Here is a 16,666-nt window from a genome sequence, read left to right on the forward strand (position 1 = left end):
TGCTCCGCGGCGCGGCTTATGTGTTCGCTGACGAGCCGACCGCCTCCCTCGACCCCACTAACCGCGACCAAGTTATCGCGCTCCTGCGGCGAGCTGCGGACGGGGGCGCACTCGTTCTGGCCGCCACGCACGATGCCGCAGTTATTGCTGCCGCTGACAGCACCTTGCGCATCAATGATCGCCAGGTCACAGTCTCCGGCTCTGCGCGGGATTAAATCGCGATGCCCGCGGCCTCGGCCACCTTCCGGTACCCGGCCGCATGGTCCGCGACGCTGGCGTGGGCGTTGAGTCCGCTGGGGTTGTCGAGCACGGGCCTGACCCCCGGAAAGTAGACACGTCGGGGGTTAGCTATGCTGCTTGGGTCAGCGTAGCTGATGTGAGTGCTTCGAAGTCATTGGGGGCTAGAAAGTTGCACCAGGAGTGCCGTCTGCGGGCGTTGTAGCGCATGCACCACCGGAAGACTTCTTGGCAACTGATGTCGAAGTGGTGGAGTTTCGTTTCAATGTAACCTGAGGCGCGCTAGTGTTAGCGGCATGACAACACGTGCTGCTATTTACCTCCGTATCTCGCTCGATGCTGCCATGGACGGCCTCGCCATCGACCGGCAGCGCCAGGACTGCGAAGCCCTTGCCGAGCAACGCGGCTGGGACGTCGTGCATACCTACGTCGATCAGTCGATCTCCGCGTCGAAGAAGGACGTGGACCGCCCCGACTACGACGCGATCGTGGCGTCCTTTGAGCGCGGCGAGATCGACGCGATCATTTGCTGGGACCTCGACCGCCTCACACGGCAGCCCTGGCAGCTCGAAGAGTGGATCGACAGGGCAGAGGAGCAGGGGCTGAAACTCGTCACTGCGAACGGTGATGCTGACCTTGCCACCGACGGCGGCAGAATGTACGCGCGCATCAAAGCAGCCGTGGCACGCGGCGAGATCGAGCGAAAGAGCATGCGCCAGTCTCGTGCGCAACAGCAACGCGCCGAGCAGGGCCGCTGGTACTCCGGCGGTGTGCGCCCTATCGGCTACACCTCCACCGGCGAGATCATTCCATCCGAAGCCGCCGCCGTGCTCGGTATGTTCCGCGCTGTCGAGAGGGGCAACTCCATGCGCGACATTGCGCGCGCCTTATCTGGGGTCGATCAACCGGGCTTGCCGGATATCCCGACCACGCCGCGCCATATGTACACCGTGGTCACAGAGCGCAACGCTCGACGCCGCGCTGAAGGCCAGGAAGAAAAGCCGGTTCCCGACGCGCAGCCGTGGGCCTACACGTCGTTGCACTCGATCCTGCGCAACCCCGTGTATGCGGGTTACTCCACTTATAAGAAGGCCAAGCGCAAAGGCGTGAAGAACAAATACCGCCGTGTCACGCATATCGTCCGCGACCCCGATACCGGCGAGCCGGTGAAAGGGCAGTGGGAGCCGATCGTCACACCCGATCTGTGGTGGCGCGTGCAGAACGTGCTCGATGATCCCGACCGGCTGACCAACAAGGAGCGGCGTAATACTCGCCGCCATCTTGGCTCGGGTCTGTATGTCTGCGACGAGTGTGGCAATCCCGTGCGCACGCATGCCGACCGCTACCGCTGCGCCGCCTGTGGCTTAGTGCGCACGCATAGCGTCGATGATTTTGTGCTCGCCGTGATCCGCGCCCGCCTTGGTCGTGACGACCTAGCAGACCTGTTGCCGACTGCGGATGACGACGAGGTCGACGCCATCGACGACGAACTCGCTGAGCTTCGCGCAAAGCTCGCCCGCGTCCAGGCTGACTACGACGAGGAGCTTATCGAGGCCCGTGACCTCAAGCGCGCGCGAAACCGTTATGAGCCGCAGATCGAGAAACTCGAAACGCGCCGTGCCCGCCTTGCTGGCGCATCGGCGCTGCTCGACACAACCGGCTACGCCTCGCCCGTGGACGCCTTCGACAACGCAGAGCTTGCCGTGCAGCGCCGTGTCATCAACACCCTGTGCCAGGTGCGCCTGCGCCGTGGCGTGCGCGGAAGCAAGACCTTTAACCCCGAATCAGTCCAGATCGTGTGGAACTAGGTTGCAGTGTGTGACACGTCAACAATCGCGCGCATGTGCTGCGACGCGCGACGCTCCTACGAAGGAACGCCACGGAGCCGGCAGTTCGGGGGAGATCTGCCTTCGTGTATCGGGGGTGACACTGCTCAACCGTGGCGTTCGGGGAAAGTATTACACGACTGTTTCCACCCCGCATGTCGAGCGCCGAAAGCAAGAACCCGGGTTGTACGGTAGCGGTAATTTGCGTTTTTGTTACACGCCGCGTTTCACGCAACGATCCCGGGCGGCTTCGCATCCTGCCATGTGTACATCGTTACATCTCAGGGGCGAGATGTGGAGGATCGGCCAGACTTGGATAGGGAGTGCCCGCATGGCAAACGAGCGGATTACAGAAGACTTAGTCGATGAAAAGCTCCGCAACCTCGGATATTACGAGGATGCAGAGAAGATCATCGTTGAGAAGCAGCAATCCGCCATTGAGCTGGTTCGCAAGTCTTTGTCGAAGGCGTCGAAAACTGGCGGCGGCGGTGGTGGTTTCCCGGAGTTCATCATCACTGCCCCCGACACCCCCGACATGATCGTGGTTATCGAGTGCAAGGCAGAGACACGTTGGCACGAGTCGGAAAATCGTGATCGCCCTAAAGACTTCGCGGTTGACGGTGTTCTGCACTACGCAAGTTTTCTGACACACAAATACACCGTGATCTCGATTGCAGTCTCGGGCACGCCTGCACATAGTGAATGGTCCTTCTTTGTCACCACCAAAGGAGAGAAGGAAGCACGCCCGCTTAAGGCCCCGAGCGGTGCAGCGATTACCGAACTTGTCAGCCTTGATGACCTCATTACCGCCGCATCGTTCGATCCTTCTGTTCAGGCAAAGCGAACAAAAGACCTCATTTCGTTCTCTCAGGAAATGCACGCTTTCATGAGGGATGAAGCGGAGCTAGAAGAGAAAGAGAAGCCTCTCGCCGTCGCGGGTAGCCTAATCGCGCTCAACGACCCTGTCTTTGCAAAGACCTACGAAGCATATGGTGCGAAAGACTTGCCCGACTTCTGGATGCAAACGATCCAGAAAGTCATCGGGTCTGCGCAAATCCCGTTCGCCAAGATAACGAACATGACCCAGCCGTTTACTGGCATCCAAGTGCACCCAGAGCTGGGTAAAGCTACCAAAGCCTATCCACAGGGCTTGTTACACGAAATCGTGACCCTGCTTGCGGAGAAGGTGCTGCCCTTTATCACCGTTTATCACGACTTCGACGTTGTGGGAGCTTTCTACGGTGAGTTCCTGAAGTACACAGGCGGTGACGGCAAAGGGTTGGGGATTGTACTCACGCCGAAGCACATCACTGAGCTGTTTAGCCTGCTTGCCAACGTCGATAAGGACAGCATCGTGCTTGACACCTGCGCTGGTACTGGAGGCTTCCTAATCTCGGCAATGAACCAGATGGTCCGTACTGCGATCACGCAAGACGAGATTGAGTCGATCAAGAAAAACCAACTGATCGGCGTCGAACAAAACCCGAGCATGTACGCCCTAGCGGCTTCAAACATGATCCTGCGCGGTGACGGGAAGGCCAACCTCTACCAAGGGTCTTGTTTTGACACCGCCATCACCAAAGGCGTCAAGTCCCACAAAGCGACAGTTGGTTTGATTAACCCGCCTTACGCCAAAACTAAGGAAGACCTGCACGAGCTGCGATTCGTGGAACACATGCTTGATTGTCTCACTCCCGGGGCGATCGGTATTGCCATTGTCCCTATCTCGTGCGCAACTGCGCCTAGCTGTGATGTCCAGGGACGTTGTTGAGTCGGTCGAAGGGTACGCCGCCAATCGCAGAGTGGTGTCGGTGGTGGTTGTAGAAGTGGAGCCAGCCGGGCAGCGCCAGGCGTCGTTCGGCCTCTGAACCGTAAAACCTGGCATAGGCCCAGCCGTCCCCGAGCGTGCGGTGGAATCGCTCGATCTTCCCGTTCGTCTGCGGCCGGTAGGGGCGTGTCCGCTTGTGTCGGATGCCGAGCCGAGCGCAGAAGTCCCTCCATGCGTGGGATCTGTATGCCGACCCGTTGTCGGATAGGACTCGCTCGACGGTCACGCCTCGTTCGGCGAACCAGGCCACGGCGCGTTCGAGAACTCCCACCGCTGTGCTCGCCTGCTCATCCGACCAGATTTCTGCGTATGCGACGCGGGAGTGGTCGTCGATGACTGTGTGAACGAACGCCGTCCCGGTGCGCGGCTTGTGATCTTTTCCTCGTGGTAATCCCGGAGTCGCGAGCTTGTTCCGTGCGCCTTGCTGCCGACCTACGTAACGATGTCCACCGCCGTCGGGGATGTTGCCGAACTTCGTGACATCGACATGAATCAACGATCCCGGATGAGGATGCTCATATCGCCGCAATGGCTCGCCAGTGACACGATCGATATGCGAGAGGCGGTTCACGCGGCAACGGACGAGGACCGCGTGAACAGTCGACGTCGAGAGACCAAGTCGCGCAGCGATCTGGGCTGGCCCCAGTCGAAGCCGCCAGCGCAGGTTGATGATCTTCTTCTTGACATGCTCGGGCGTCCTGCCTGGGATCCGGTGCGGCTTGCTGGAGCGATCCTGCATCCCAAACTCACCCTCTTCCCGGTAGCGGCCTGCCCATTTCCGGGCAGTGATCGGGGAGACCATGAACATCTTGGGGTCGTTTGCGGGAGGGGGCGGAATCCTACGCTAAGGCTTTGGCCAGCGATATTCTCCGGTGAGATTGATGTGTTCCCATCCGAGCGGCGAAACATGGGCCAAGAGATCGGGCGATAGCAGCTTTCCATCGCGTTTCTGGTTTGCAACGACCTCGCCGAGCTTCATGGTGTTCCAGAAGATGATGATGGCGGCGAGCAGATTCATGCCGGCGATGCGGTAATGCTGGCCTTCGGCGGAACGGTCGCGGATTTCACCGCGGCGGTGGAAGCTGATTGCCCGCTTCAGCGCATGATGAGCTTCGCCTTTGTTGAGCCCGATCTGGGCACGCCGTTGGAGTTCGGCATCCAGAATCCAGTCGATCATGAACAGGGTGCGCTCGACGCGACCGACTTCCCGCAGGGCTGTCGCGAGCTCGTTCTGCCGCGGATAGGAGGCGAGTTTCCGCAGAATCTGGCTTGGCGCGACGGTCCCGGCAGCAATGGTGGCGGCGATGCGCAGGATGTCGGGCCAATTGCGCTCGATCATGGCTTGGTTGACCTTTCCGCCGATCAACGCTCGCAGGTGCGCCGGGGCGGCCGACGGATTGAACGCGTAGAGCCGTTTGGATGGCAGGTCGCGGATGCGCGGAGCGAACCGGTAGCCGAGAATGGCACATGCGGCAAAGACGTGATCGGTGAAGCCGCCCGTGTCGGTGAACTGCTCGCGGATATGGCGTCCAGCATCGTTCATCAGCAGGCCATCGAGGATGTAAGGCGCTTCGCTTGCCGTTGCAGGAATCACCTGGGTTGCGAACGGCGCATATTGGTCGGAGACGTGGCTATAGGCTTTCAGGCCCGGGGTATTGCCATATTTCGCGTTGACCAGGTTCATGGCCTCACCTTGCTCTGTAGCGACGAAGAACTGTCCGTCGCTCGAAGCCGACGTGCCCATGCCCCAGAACCGGGCCATGGGTAACGCTGCCTGTGCCTCGACCACCATGGCCAGCGCCCGGTCATAGGCTTCGCCCTCGACATGCCACCGTCCAATGCGGATCAATTCCCAGAAGGTGTGGGTGTTTGTCGCATCCGCCATTTTGCGCAAGCCGAGGTTGATCCCTTCCGCCAAGATAACGTTCATTAGCCCGATCCGGTCAGCGCAGGGTGCTCCTGTGCGCAGATGGGTGAACGCTTCGGTGAAGCCGGTCGCCGCATCCACCTCCAGCAGGAGATCGGTGATGCGCGCGGGCGGGATCTGCTTGTAGAGATCGAGCACCAGATCTTCGGCGCCTGTCGGCGCGGCGGCTTCGAGTTTCTCGATATGCAGAACGCCGTTTTCAATCGACCCGCCCGGGATCGTGCCTGCGCGAGCGGCACGGCCAAGCTCGCGCAACCGCATGTCGAGGCGAGCTTGCCGGTCTGCCAGCCATTCCTCCGGCCGCAATGGCACAGCGAGACGACCGCCTTCCGCGATGGCTTGTGCCGGAACGAGTGCGTGTTTCAGATCGCCATAGCGCCGGGACCTAGTAAGCCAGACATCTCCGGAGCGGAACGCATCGCGCAGATGGAACAGCACCGCGATCTCCCATAGGCGAGCGTCGCCAGCCCTCTGGGCCCGAAGGTGGCGATGCCATTTCGAGCTGGGCCGCAAGAAGCTGGTCATCGCGGCATCGTTCAAACCGGTACGAAGGGCCGTCACCGCTTCCAGAAGCGGCAGTGCAACGGGCGCAGCTCGCAGATCGAGCAGGCGCAACATGCGTGGAGCGTATCGGCGGAAGCGGTGATAACCGTCGAGCACATGATTGAGCGGATCGTCGGCCATGGTGGCGGTCAGCCTGGTTGCCATTGCAACAAGGGTTTTTAAGCCGTCCCACCCTGACCCACTCGCGATGACATCGCCCAGCGGCTGGCCATCATCCTGTGCATCGACCAGGGCGCCCCCGATCTCGGCGAAGGATTTCAGGGTGTCACGCACCACCCCCGCTTCGTCTGCGACCTTTGCATGGCAAATACGCTCCGAAGCACGGTAGAGACGGCCGACGATCCGGTCGTGGGTTTCGACCACTGCGTCGGCCAACATCGCCTGCCATTCCGAGACGCAAACAGCCAAGATCGCAAGCCGCCTGTCCTCCGGGAGATCGCGCATGCCGTCGGCATAATACCGTTCACCCTGCCTGCGCAGACGAGTCACCCGATGGGCAGGAACGCCGGCAAGCAGATCCTCGGGGAGATCGACGCGTTGCAGATATTCGAGCCGGTCGAGCAGCCGGTTGGCCGACGAAGAGTTCGAGCCAGGCTCGAACTGGCGCAGCCACACAAAACGGGTCACCCGATCATCAGCCGTCTCCTCGAGCAATGCCAGCAACTGTTCTCGGATCGACATAGGCAGCCGACTGGCGATCCTCGTCTCGATGCGTCGCTCGGCATCGACGAGAGCCGCGGCACAAAGCCGCTCGATCGTGGATGTCGCGGGAAGGACAGTGCGGGTGCGTCGGCACTCGGCTACGAAGCGACGGGCGATATCCTCGTTCGACACCGCCATCTCGGCTTCTCGGAACAACCATTCCTTCAGCTCGCTCGCACCACGTCCGGAGAAGGTGCGGAAGCCGTAGAGCCCCCGTAACTCGGCAAGATGCTCGTGCCGTGTTTCCTCGCGGGCAGCATAGTCTACGAGATCGTCGGCACCCAGGCCAAGCTGCGCTCCGATAAATTCGATGACCTCTGCAGGGATCAGTTCGCCTGGAGCCAGCACCCGGCCGGGATAGCGCAGGACACACAATTGCAGGGCGAAGCCGAACCTGTTGTGAGCGCGCCGACGCAGCCTGATATGCCCAAAGTCTTCATCACTCAGCGTATAGTGCTTGAGCAAATCCGTCTGTGAAGTCGGCAAGCGCAACAGCGCGTCTTTCTGCCGATCGGTTAGAGTGACGCGACGCGGCATACATGTTCCTTTTTCAAAATCTGATAGCGTTCAAGACGCTTTGTTTATGAAGCTGGTTGAGATACATTTCCAGAGGTCAATGCAATCGTGGCCGAAGCGCCGCCTCAAACCAACGTTTGTGATACATGCTGATCGGATATGCCCGCGTCTCCAAAGCCGATGGCTCGCAGTCTCTCGACCTGCAGCACGACGCCTTGCGCGCCGCAGGTGTCGAACGGGACAATATCTATGATGATCTTGCTTCCGGCGGTCGTGATGATCGCCCTGGCTTGACTGCCTGCCTCAAGTCATTGCGTGACGGCGATGTGCTGGTGGTCTGGAAGCTCGATCGCCTCGGACGATCGCTTGCCCATCTGGTCAACACGGTGAAGGAGCTGTCAGACCGCAAGATCGGCCTGCGGGTTCTGACTGGAAAGGGCGCTCAGAGGCACTGTTGCAAAGTTAGCGATGAGGCAGCCTTTTGTCTTATTCAAAGGCCTTACATTTCAAAAACTCTGCTTACCAGGCGCATTTCGCCCAGGGGATCACCATAATAAAATGCTGAGGCCTGGCCTTTGCGTAGTGCACGCATCACCTCAATACCTTTGATGGTGGCGTAAGCCGTCTTCATGGATTTAAATCCCAGCGTGGCGTTGATTATCCGTTTCAGTTTGCCATGATCGCATTCAATCACGTTGTTCCGGTACTTAATCTGTCGGTGTTCAACGTCAGACGGGCACCGGCCTTCGCGTTTGAGCAGAGCAAGCGCGCGACCATAGGCGGGCGCTTTATCCGTGTTGATGAATCGTGGGATCTGCCACTTCTTCACGTTGTTGAGGATTTTACCCAGAAACCGGTATACAGCTTTGCTGTTACGACGGGAGGAGAGATAAAAATCGACAGTGCGGCCCCGGCTGTCGACGGCCCGGTACAGATACGCCCAGCGGCCATTGACCTTCACGTAGGTTTCATCCATGTGCCACGGGCAAAGATCGGAAGGGTTACGCCAGTACCAGCGCAGCCGTTTTTCCATTTCAGGCGCATAACGCTGAACCCAGCGGTAAATCGTGGAGTGATCGACATTCACTCCGCGTTCAGCCAGCATCTCCTGCAGCTCACGGTAACTGATGCCGTATTTGCAGTACCAGCGTACGGCCCACAGAATGATGTCACGCTGAAAATGCCGGCCTTTGAATGGGTTCATGTGCAGCTCCATCAGCAAAAGGGGATGATAAGTTTATCACCACCGACTATTTGCAACAGTGCCAACCCATGTTATATTGCACAAGATAAAAATATATCATCATGAACAATAAAACTGTCTGCTTACATAAACAGTAATACAAGGGGTGTTATGAGCCATATTCAACGGGAAACGTCTTGCTCGAGGCCGCGATTAAATTCCAACCTGGATGCTGATTTATATGGGTATAGATGGGCTCGCGATAATGTCGGGCAATCAGGTGCGACAATCTATCGATTGTATGGGAAGCCCAATGCGCCAGAGTTGTTTCTGAAACATGGCAAAGGTAGCGTTGCCAATGATGTTACAGATGAGATGGTCAGACTAAACTGGCTGACGGCATTTATGCCTCTTCCGACCATCAAGCATTTTATCCGTACTCCTGATGATGCATGGTTACTCACCACTGCGATCCCCGGGAAAACAGCATTCCAGGTATTAGAAGAATATCCTGATTCAGGTGAAAATATTGTTGATGCGCTGGCAGTGTTCCTGCGCCGGTTGCATTCGATTCCTGTTTGTAATTGTCCTTTTAACAGCGATCGCGTATTTCGTCTCGCTCAGGCGCAATCACGAATGAATAACGGTTTGGTTGATGCTAGTGATTTTGATGACGAGCGTAATGGCTGGCCTGTTGAACAAGTCTGGAAAGAAATGCATAAGCTTTTGCCATTCTCACCGGATTCAGTCGTCACTCATGGTGATTTCTCACTTGATAACCTTATTTTTGACGAGGGGAAATTAATAGGTTGTATTGATGTTGGACGAGTCGGAATCGCAGACCGATACCAGGATCTTGCCATCCTATGGAACTGCCTCGGTGAGTTTTCTCCTTCATTACAGAAACGGCTTTTTCAAAAATATGGTATTGATAATCCTGATATGAATAAATTGCAGTTTCATTTGATGCTCGATGAGTTTTTCTGATAGTTAGTCTTTGTAGAGACACAAACCTGAAATTCCGGACACCGCGCTTCAGGACATCTCCCTGGACGCCGATATCTGGCAGTATCCGGACGGGGCACTGTTGCAAATAGTCGGTGGTGATAAACTTATCATCCCCTTTTGCTGATGGAGCTGCACATGAACCCATTCAAAGGCCGGCATTTTCAGCGTGACATCATTCTGTGGGCCGTACGCTGGTACTGCAAATACGGCATCAGTTACCGTGAGCTGCAGGAGATGCTGGCTGAACGCGGAGTGAATGTCGATCACTCCACGATTTACCGCTGGGTTCAGCGTTATGCGCCTGAAATGGAAAAACGGCTGCGCTGGTACTGGCGTAACCCTTCCGATCTTTGCCCGTGGCACATGGATGAAACCTACGTGAAGGTCAATGGCCGCTGGGCGTATCTGTACCGGGCCGTCGACAGCCGGGGCCGCACTGTCGATTTTTATCTCTCCTCCCGTCGTAACAGCAAAGCTGCATACCGGTTTCTGGGTAAAATCCTCAACAACGTGAAGAAGTGGCAGATCCCACGATTCATCAACACGGATAAAGCGCCCGCCTATGGTCGCGCGCTTGCTCTGCTCAAACGCGAAGGCCGGTGCCCGTCTGACGTTGAACACCGACAGATTAAGTACCGGAACAACGTGATTGAATGCGATCATGGCAAACTGAAACGGATAATCAACGCCACGCTGGGATTTAAATCCATGAAGACGGCTTACGCCACCATCAAAGGTATTGAGGTGATGCGTGCACTACGCAAAGGCCAGGCCTCAGCATTTTATTATGGTGATCCCCTGGGCGAAATGCGCCTGGTAAGCAGAGTTTTTGAAATGTAAGGCCTTTGAATAAGACAAAAGGCTGCCTCATCGCTAACTTTGCAACAGTGCCCGCTCAGATCGACACCACGACTGCGTCCGGTCGCATGGTGTTCGGAATCTTCGCCACCTTGGCCGAGTTCGAGCGGGATCTGATCCGAGAGCGCACCATGGCGGGTCTCGCCTCCGCGAGAGCGCGCGGTCGCAAGGGCGGACGAAAATTCGCGCTCACCAAAGCTCAGGTGCGTCTCGCGCAAGCCGCCATGGCCCAGCGCGATACTTCAGTTTCCGATCTCTGCAAGGAACTCGGCATCGAGCGCGTCACTCTCTACCGATATGTCGGTCCCAAAGGCGAGCTCAGAGACCATGGAAAGCATGTTCTCGGACTTACGTAGCAACTCGTTTCTTTTCGCAGGTTGAGCCACCTCCGCGCTTCATCAGAAAACTGAAGGAACCTCCATTGAATCGAACTAATATTCTTTTTGGTGAATCGCATTCTGACTGGTTGCCTGTCAGAGGCGGAGAATCTGGTGATTTTGTTTTTCGACGTGGTGACGGGCATGCCTTCGCGAAAATCGCACCTGCTTCCCGCCGCGGTGAGCTCGCTGGAGAGCGTGACCGCCTCATTTGGCTCAAAGGTCGAGGTGTGGCTTGCCCCGAGGTGATCAACTGGCAGGAGGAACAGGAGGGTGCATGCTTGGTGATAACGGCAATTCCGGGAGTACCGGCGGCTGATCTGTCTGGAGCGGATTTGCTCAAAGCGTGGCCGTCAATGGGGCAGCAACTTGGCGCTGTTCACAGCCTATCGGTTGATCAATGTCCGTTTGAGCGCAGGCTGTCGCGAATGTTCGGACGCGCCGTTGATGTGGTGTCCCGCAATGCCGTCAATCCCGACTTCTTACCGGACGAGGACAAGAGTACGCCGCAGCTCGATCTTTTGGCTCGTGTCGAACGAGAGCTACCGGTGCGGCTCGACCAAGAGCGCACCGATATGGTTGTTTGCCATGGTGATCCCTGCATGCCGAACTTCATGGTGGACCCTAAAACTCTTCAATGCACGGGTCTGATCGACCTTGGGCGGCTCGGAACAGCAGATCGCTATGCCGATTTGGCACTCATGATTGCTAACGCCGAAGAGAACTGGGCAGCGCCAGATGAAGCAGAGCGCGCCTTCGCTGTCCTATTCAATGTATTGGGGATCGAAGCCCCCGACCGCGAACGCCTTGCCTTCTATCTGCGATTGGACCCTCTGACTTGGGGTTGATGTTCATGCCGCCTGTTTTTCCTGCTCATTGGCACGTTTCGCAACCTGTTCTCATTGCGGACACCTTTTCCAGCCTCGTTTGGAAAGTTTCATTGCCAGACGGGACTCCTGCAATCGTCAAGGGATTGAAACCTATAGAAGACATTGCTGATGAACTGCGCGGGGCCGACTATCTGGTATGGCGCAATGGGAGGGGAGCAGTCCGGTTGCTCGGTCGTGAGAACAATCTGATGTTGCTCGAATATGCCGGGGAGCGAATGCTCTCTCACATCGTTGCCGAGCACGGCGACTACCAGGCGACCGAAATTGCAGCGGAACTAATGGCGAAGCTGTATGCCGCATCTGAGGAACCCCTGCCTTCTGCCCTTCTCCCGATCCGGGATCGCTTTGCAGCTTTGTTTCAGCGGGCGCGCGATGATCAAAACGCAGGTTGTCAAACTGACTACGTCCACGCGGCGATTATAGCCGATCAAATGATGAGCAATGCCTCGGAACTGCGTGGGCTACATGGCGATCTGCATCATGAAAACATCATGTTCTCCAGTCGCGGCTGGCTGGTGATAGATCCCGTCGGTCTGGTCGGTGAAGTGGGCTTTGGCGCCGCCAATATGTTCTACGATCCGGCTGACAGAGACGACCTTTGTCTCGATCCTAGACGCATTGCACAGATGGCGGACGCATTCTCTCGTGCGCTGGACGTCGATCCGCGTCGCCTGCTCGACCAGGCGTACGCTTATGGGTGCCTTTCCGCAGCTTGGAACGCGGATGGAGAAGAGGAGCAACGCGATCTAGCTATCGCGGCCGCGATCAAGCAGGTGCGACAGACGTCATACTAGATATCAAGCGACTTCTCCTATCCCCTGGGAACACATCAATCTTACCGGAGAATATCGTTGGCCAAAGCCTTAGCGTAGGATTTCGCCCTCTCCCGCAAACGACCCCATCTTTGCGGCGATCGTGGCCGGATAGCCGTCTTCGACAATCAGCCGAGCTAACCGGAGACGGGCACGAGGAGTGAGAAGAGCGTTCGGATGGGTCATCAATTGGCCTCCGCCGCGGTCTTCGTAAGCGCGCGTCTGGTGAGAAGCATGATGACGAGAGCGATCGCTGTCAGCACCGAAGCGACCCAAACCGGCGCGAGCAGCCCCAGCCCGGTCGCGAGCCCGAGCGCACCAAGCACGGGCCCCGCTGCAGCTCCGATATTCAATGCTGCGGTTGCGTACGAACCGCCTATCGTTGGCGCACCCGATGCTGCATACAGCACACGCGTGATCAGAGTACTGCCGACGCCGAACGACAGGAATCCCTGAACGAGGACGAGGACGATAAGCGCAACGGGATGAGATGCGACCACTGCCAACACGATCCAGCCTGTCAGCAATAGCGGTCCGCCGACTGCGAGCACGAGGCCAGGTCGTTGATCTGATAGTCGTCCTGCGATCGTGACGCCAAGGAACGATCCGATGCCGAACATCACCAGCGCGACGGACACCCACGCTTCGGCCAAGCCCGCGGTCTCGGTCACGATGGGTGCCAGGAAGGTGAATGCCGCAAAGGTCCCTCCGTTGATCAGCGCTCCGAGTGCCATGGCCAGGATGAGCCGCGGCGTCGCCAACTGGCTGAGCTCGACACGGAGCCTTGGTGAGGTCGCGCTAGTCTCGCTCCGACCAACATTGTTCGTGACGCCACGAATGACTCCAACGGCCGCGGGAATACAGAGGATGGCGATCGCCCAGAACGTCGTTCGCCAGCCCAGCGCTGTGCCGAGCAGTGCCCCGGCGGGGACGCCCACGACGGTTGCGATCGTCGTGCCGGAGAGCAGGATCGACAGTGCACGCCCCTTCTGGTTCGCTGGCACGAGGGTAGTGGCCGTGCTCAGTGCTACGGCGAGGAATCCTGCGTTTGCGAGAGCGCTGAGCACCCGGGTGATGAGCAGGAGAGAGAACACTGGTGTCATCGCTCCGATGACGTGGCTTCCCGCGAACACGAGAAGGCAAACGATCAATGTGAGCCGCGGTGGCCAACGGCGAGCGAATGCCGCCATCACTGGCGCGCCGACGACCATACCGACTGCGAATGCGGAGGTCAGCAGGCCCGCAGTGCCGACCGAGACGTCAAGTTCGGTCGCGATCGCGGGGAGCAATCCCGCGAGCATGAATTCTGAAGTGCCCATGACGAAGACCGCCAGGGCAAGCATGTAGAGGGCAAAAGGCATCGAGTACTCCGAGGTGTGAGATCAAGAAATGGTTCTTCTTGTCACCACGGCCAGCGCCCCGGGTACGCCAGACATACGCCCACACAGATCGTGGGCGTCGTAACTAGTGGTTCAAGGGGCTGGCGGTGTGACCGACAACCCCTGACCTGTCTGATTCGGGACTCGACATGCCCCAAACTCTAACATGCCTTCAATGGCAAGCGGTCTGGACAGATACTTCTTGAATCGGCACGGTGTCATTACGGGCGGGGGCAAGAACAACGTCCCTGGACATCACACCTAGCATCCGCAAGCGCAGCCTCCTGAAGAACCACACACTGGAAGCAGTCATGTCAATGCCACCGGAAGTCTTTTACCCGGTTGGTGTCGTCACTTGTGTGATGGTGTTTACTGCACACATTCCACATGAAAGATCTGACCGGAAAAGCTGGTTTGGTTATTGGCGCGAAGACGGGTTCGTCAAAATTAAGAATCTCGGCCGCGTCGATCGAAATGGAACCTGGCCAGAGATACGCGACCACTGGGTTGAGATGTTCCGTAATCGAGAAGTCAAGCCTGGTGAATCTGTCATGCAAAAGGTGGATGCCGAGGATGAATGGGTCGCGGAAGCTTACATGGAAACGGACTACTCGACTCTTACCCAGTCGGACTTCGAGAAGGTCCTTCTCGACTACGCACTGTTCACCTTGCGCGGGGTCGATATCGAAGAAGGCGGGGACGCGTGACTCGCCAACCTTTAGGTGACCTATTTCATGTTGAGTACGGAAACAAACTCGACATGAACAAGATGACACCAACCGATCCACGGACAGGCATCGCATTTGTAGGACGAGTGGGTGGCCTGAACGGAAAATCAGGTGTCTCCGGGTACGTCGAGGCACTACCTGACCTGACCCCTTATCCCACAGGTTTAATCACAGTTGCCCTCGGAGGGTCGCGACTGCTGTCTTCCTATGTTCAGCAGCGCCCGTTCTATACAGCTCAGAACGTGGCAGTCCTTCGTCCAAAGCGAGACACCATGAGTCTCAACGAGCGTCTCTTCTACGCGATGTGTATTCGCAAGAACGCCTTTCGTTATAGCGCTTTCGGAAGGGAAGCAAACCGCACTCTAGCGACTATTGAGGTTCCCACCGAGATACCCGATTGGGTCGAAATTAGTGAGGTTCCGACTCATGAGGGGCTTCGGGCAGCTACAGGCGATCCCGTGGCTTTGACCGACCCCAGTGGCTGGTGCGATTTCCCGATAGAACAGCTATTTGAGATCAAGAAGGGTAAGCGAGTCACCAAAGCAAATAGGCAACCGGGAACAACACGTTTCATAGGTGCTTCGGACAGTAACAATGGGATTACCGATTGGAGCGCGCTTGAACCACTCTTCCCCGCAGGGACCATCACAGTTCCCTACAACGGATCGGTTGGTTATTCCTTCTACCAGGATCAACCGTACTTCGCCTCAGACGACATTCAGGTGTTAATCCCTAAACAAGAAGTGTCCTACTGGGCAATGCTGTTCATCTCAACCATGATTCGTCACGAGAAGGACCGATTCACGTATGGGTATAAGTGGAATTTGGCTCGAATGAGGAAGATGACACTTCGGTTGCCAGCTGCACCAACCGGGAAGCCTGACTGGGATTACATGGAAGGCTTTATGCAAGGATTACCGTTTTCTGCCGCGATCACTGGTGAGGTGGGTGTCTAACGCTCATCGGTTACGCCTACGTTCCAACCTCCAAGCAGAGACAGTAGCTCGACACTCAGCGTGACCTTCTTGTCCAGCGCACCCGTGAGGGCGTGGCGCACGCCCGCGCCCAGGGCAGGGTCGCCGGCCCCAAACCGAAGCTCGACCAAGAACAAGCCCAGATCGCCAAGGAGCTTATTGAGGGCGGCAAGTCCGTCAGTGCAGTAGCCAGGACATTCAACGTCTCGCGGCCGACGATCTATCGCGCTCTCAAGCGCATCGAAGCCGACGCTTAGGCACAGGCTGCGTCGCTAGCGCTCGCACCCGGCGAGAAGGCACCAGGCTGCGCTAGCGACGCCCGGCGCACAAAGGCACTGTACTGCTGGGATACGCCTGCGACCGGCAGAGCCGGGCCGAATACGGGATTGACCACATACACCCCGTATTCGTGCAAAGGAGCACTGCCATGTCCACTCATTCCCACACGCTTGCATCTCACGGCGAGATCCTTGCGAACCTCCCCGGCATCCTCGGCTTCTACCCGAACAACTCGCTGATCCTCGCGTTCTTCGTCGACGACGAGGGCGTCGACACCGTCCGCCTCGGCCCGGTCGCACGGTTCGACCTGGACGAGACCGTGGAGAAGCTCAACGAGAGCCGCGAGCGGTTCGCAGCGTGGGTCCACCACCTCGAACTCGACGCAGTTATCGCGTACATGATCAGCGATGACATTGCGCAACCGGTCTTCGACGAGACGGCCACGTACCTTACCAGCGGGGCAGTGCACCTACCGCCGCTGCTCGGGGTGGTGCAGGTGCCTGAGATCGTCACCGGGGCTGCGTGGTGGTCCGTGTATCAGCATCCGCTCATCGACGAGCCGCGCCACGGCGTTGTCG

Annotated in this window: 15 protein-coding genes and 4 pseudogenes; 13 read left to right on the forward strand and 6 right to left on the reverse strand. The window is 57.8% G+C overall.

The window, feature by feature from the left end; genetic code table 11:
• From F4V54_RS07675 to F4V54_RS07690, 3 genes and pseudogenes are all read left to right on the forward strand, one after another.
• Positions 1-215: pseudogene (locus F4V54_RS07675) on the forward strand (ATP-binding cassette domain-containing protein); the annotation flags it as partial.
• A gap of 318 nt (positions 216-533) precedes the next feature.
• Positions 534-2,045, forward strand: coding sequence for a recombinase family protein (locus F4V54_RS07685; RefSeq protein WP_150386757.1), 1,512 nt, complete (start codon positions 534-536; stop codon positions 2,043-2,045).
• Between the two features lie 349 nt (positions 2,046-2,394).
• Complete coding sequence (locus F4V54_RS07690) at positions 2,395-3,834, forward strand: HsdM family class I SAM-dependent methyltransferase (protein ID WP_150386758.1); 1,440 nt, start codon at positions 2,395-2,397, stop codon at positions 3,832-3,834.
• On the opposite strand, the pseudogene F4V54_RS07695 reads toward F4V54_RS07690, so the two are convergent.
• Both F4V54_RS07695 and F4V54_RS07700 read right to left on the reverse strand, forming a co-directional pair.
• Positions 3,806-4,696: pseudogene (locus F4V54_RS07695) on the reverse strand (IS481-like element IS5564 family transposase); the annotation flags it as partial. The gene F4V54_RS07690 and the pseudogene F4V54_RS07695 overlap by 29 nt on opposite strands.
• Before the next feature lie 39 nt (positions 4,697-4,735).
• Entirely contained in the window at positions 4,736-7,621 is a 2,886-nt protein-coding gene (locus tag F4V54_RS07700; protein WP_150386759.1) for a Tn3 family transposase, read from the reverse strand.
• Positions 7,622-7,746: 125 nt separating this feature from the next.
• Here F4V54_RS07700 and F4V54_RS07705 point away from each other — a divergent pair, with 125 nt between their 5' ends.
• On the forward strand, positions 7,747-8,154 hold the full coding sequence (locus F4V54_RS07705; protein ID WP_012360777.1) for a recombinase family protein: 408 nt from the start codon (positions 7,747-7,749) through the stop codon (positions 8,152-8,154).
• On the opposite strand, the gene F4V54_RS07710 is transcribed toward F4V54_RS07705, so the two are convergent.
• Complete coding sequence (locus F4V54_RS07710) at positions 8,100-8,804, reverse strand: IS6-like element IS26 family transposase (protein ID WP_150386760.1); 705 nt, start codon at positions 8,802-8,804, stop codon at positions 8,100-8,102. The genes F4V54_RS07705 and F4V54_RS07710 overlap by 55 nt on opposite strands.
• Positions 8,805-8,954: 150 nt before the next feature.
• On the opposite strand from F4V54_RS07710, the gene aph(3')-Ia reads away from it, so the two are divergent.
• The 5 genes and pseudogenes from aph(3')-Ia (at position 8,955) to F4V54_RS07740 (ending at position 12,710) form a co-directional block, all read left to right on the forward strand.
• The gene (aph(3')-Ia, locus tag F4V54_RS07715; protein ID WP_000018326.1) at positions 8,955-9,770 is read left to right on the forward strand and encodes an aminoglycoside O-phosphotransferase APH(3')-Ia; all 816 of its coding nucleotides are present in this window, start codon (positions 8,955-8,957) and stop codon (positions 9,768-9,770) included.
• Between the two features lie 156 nt (positions 9,771-9,926).
• Entirely contained in the window at positions 9,927-10,631 is a 705-nt protein-coding gene (locus tag F4V54_RS07725) for an IS6-like element IS26 family transposase (protein WP_001067858.1), read from the forward strand.
• Between the two features lie 53 nt (positions 10,632-10,684).
• Positions 10,685-11,005 (forward strand): annotated as a pseudogene (locus F4V54_RS07730) (recombinase family protein); the annotation flags it as partial.
• A gap of 65 nt (positions 11,006-11,070) precedes the next feature.
• A complete protein-coding gene (aph(3'')-Ib, locus tag F4V54_RS07735) occupies positions 11,071-11,874 on the forward strand; it encodes an aminoglycoside O-phosphotransferase APH(3'')-Ib (protein WP_150386761.1) in 804 nt (267 codons plus the stop codon).
• On the forward strand, positions 11,874-12,710 hold the full coding sequence (locus F4V54_RS07740; RefSeq protein ID WP_000480968.1) for an aminoglycoside O-phosphotransferase APH(6)-Id: 837 nt from the start codon (positions 11,874-11,876) through the stop codon (positions 12,708-12,710). Before aph(3'')-Ib ends, F4V54_RS07740 begins: the two co-directional genes overlap by 1 nt.
• Before the next feature lie 105 nt (positions 12,711-12,815).
• Here the strand turns inward: F4V54_RS07740 and F4V54_RS07745 are convergent.
• From F4V54_RS07745 to F4V54_RS11910, 3 genes and pseudogenes are all read right to left on the reverse strand, one after another.
• Positions 12,816-12,914 (reverse strand): annotated as a pseudogene (locus F4V54_RS07745) (IS481 family transposase); the annotation flags it as partial.
• Entirely contained in the window at positions 12,914-14,089 is a 1,176-nt protein-coding gene (gene cmx / locus F4V54_RS07750) for a chloramphenicol efflux MFS transporter Cmx (RefSeq protein WP_150386762.1), read from the reverse strand. The pseudogene F4V54_RS07745 and the gene cmx, both read right to left, overlap by 1 nt.
• A 21-nt stretch (positions 14,090-14,110) precedes the next feature.
• Positions 14,111-14,164, reverse strand: coding sequence for a chloramphenicol resistance leader peptide (locus F4V54_RS11910; protein ID WP_011113070.1), 54 nt, complete (start codon positions 14,162-14,164; stop codon positions 14,111-14,113).
• A 158-nt stretch (positions 14,165-14,322) separates the two neighbouring features.
• On the opposite strand from F4V54_RS11910, the gene F4V54_RS07765 reads away from it, so the two are divergent.
• The 4 genes from F4V54_RS07765 to F4V54_RS07780 form a co-directional block, all read left to right on the forward strand.
• On the forward strand, positions 14,323-14,814 hold the full coding sequence (locus tag F4V54_RS07765) for an N-6 DNA methylase (RefSeq protein WP_282958583.1): 492 nt from the start codon (positions 14,323-14,325) through the stop codon (positions 14,812-14,814).
• Complete coding sequence (locus F4V54_RS07770; protein ID WP_022865465.1) at positions 14,811-15,791, forward strand: restriction endonuclease subunit S; 981 nt, start codon at positions 14,811-14,813, stop codon at positions 15,789-15,791. The genes F4V54_RS07765 and F4V54_RS07770 overlap by 4 nt, the downstream gene beginning before the upstream one ends.
• Positions 15,792-15,883: 92 nt before the next feature.
• Positions 15,884-16,066 (forward strand): helix-turn-helix domain-containing protein, encoded by a 183-nt coding sequence (locus F4V54_RS07775; RefSeq protein WP_022865466.1) that lies wholly within the window; start codon positions 15,884-15,886, stop codon positions 16,064-16,066.
• 152 nt (positions 16,067-16,218) lie between these two features.
• Positions 16,219-16,666 (forward strand): DUF4192 family protein (locus F4V54_RS07780; RefSeq protein WP_249041257.1); only part of this gene is annotated, 448 nt, incomplete at its 3' end.

The sequence above is a fragment of the Corynebacterium tuscaniense genome (assembly GCF_008693065.1).
In the GTDB taxonomy this organism is placed as follows: Bacteria; Actinomycetota; Actinomycetes; order Mycobacteriales; family Mycobacteriaceae; genus Corynebacterium; species Corynebacterium tuscaniense.

Excerpts from the sequence above, each read along its gene's own strand:
- F4V54_RS07685 (WP_150386757.1), top strand. The coding sequence starts at position 534 with ATGACAACACGTGCTGCTATTTACCTCCGTATCTCGCTCGATGCTGCC.
- F4V54_RS07690 (WP_150386758.1), top strand. The coding sequence starts at position 2,395 with ATGGCAAACGAGCGGATTACAGAAGACTTAGTCGATGAAAAGCTCCGC.
- F4V54_RS07700 (WP_150386759.1), bottom strand. The coding sequence starts at position 7,621 with ATGCCGCGTCGCGTCACTCTAACCGATCGGCAGAAAGACGCGCTGTTG.
- F4V54_RS07705 (WP_012360777.1), top strand. The coding sequence starts at position 7,747 with ATGCTGATCGGATATGCCCGCGTCTCCAAAGCCGATGGCTCGCAGTCT.
- F4V54_RS07710 (WP_150386760.1), bottom strand. The coding sequence starts at position 8,804 with ATGAACCCATTCAAAGGCCGGCATTTTCAGCGTGACATCATTCTGTGG.
- F4V54_RS07725 (WP_001067858.1), top strand. The coding sequence starts at position 9,927 with ATGAACCCATTCAAAGGCCGGCATTTTCAGCGTGACATCATTCTGTGG.
- F4V54_RS07740 (WP_000480968.1), top strand. The coding sequence starts at position 11,874 with ATGTTCATGCCGCCTGTTTTTCCTGCTCATTGGCACGTTTCGCAACCT.
- cmx (WP_150386762.1), bottom strand. The coding sequence starts at position 14,089 with ATGCCTTTTGCCCTCTACATGCTTGCCCTGGCGGTCTTCGTCATGGGC.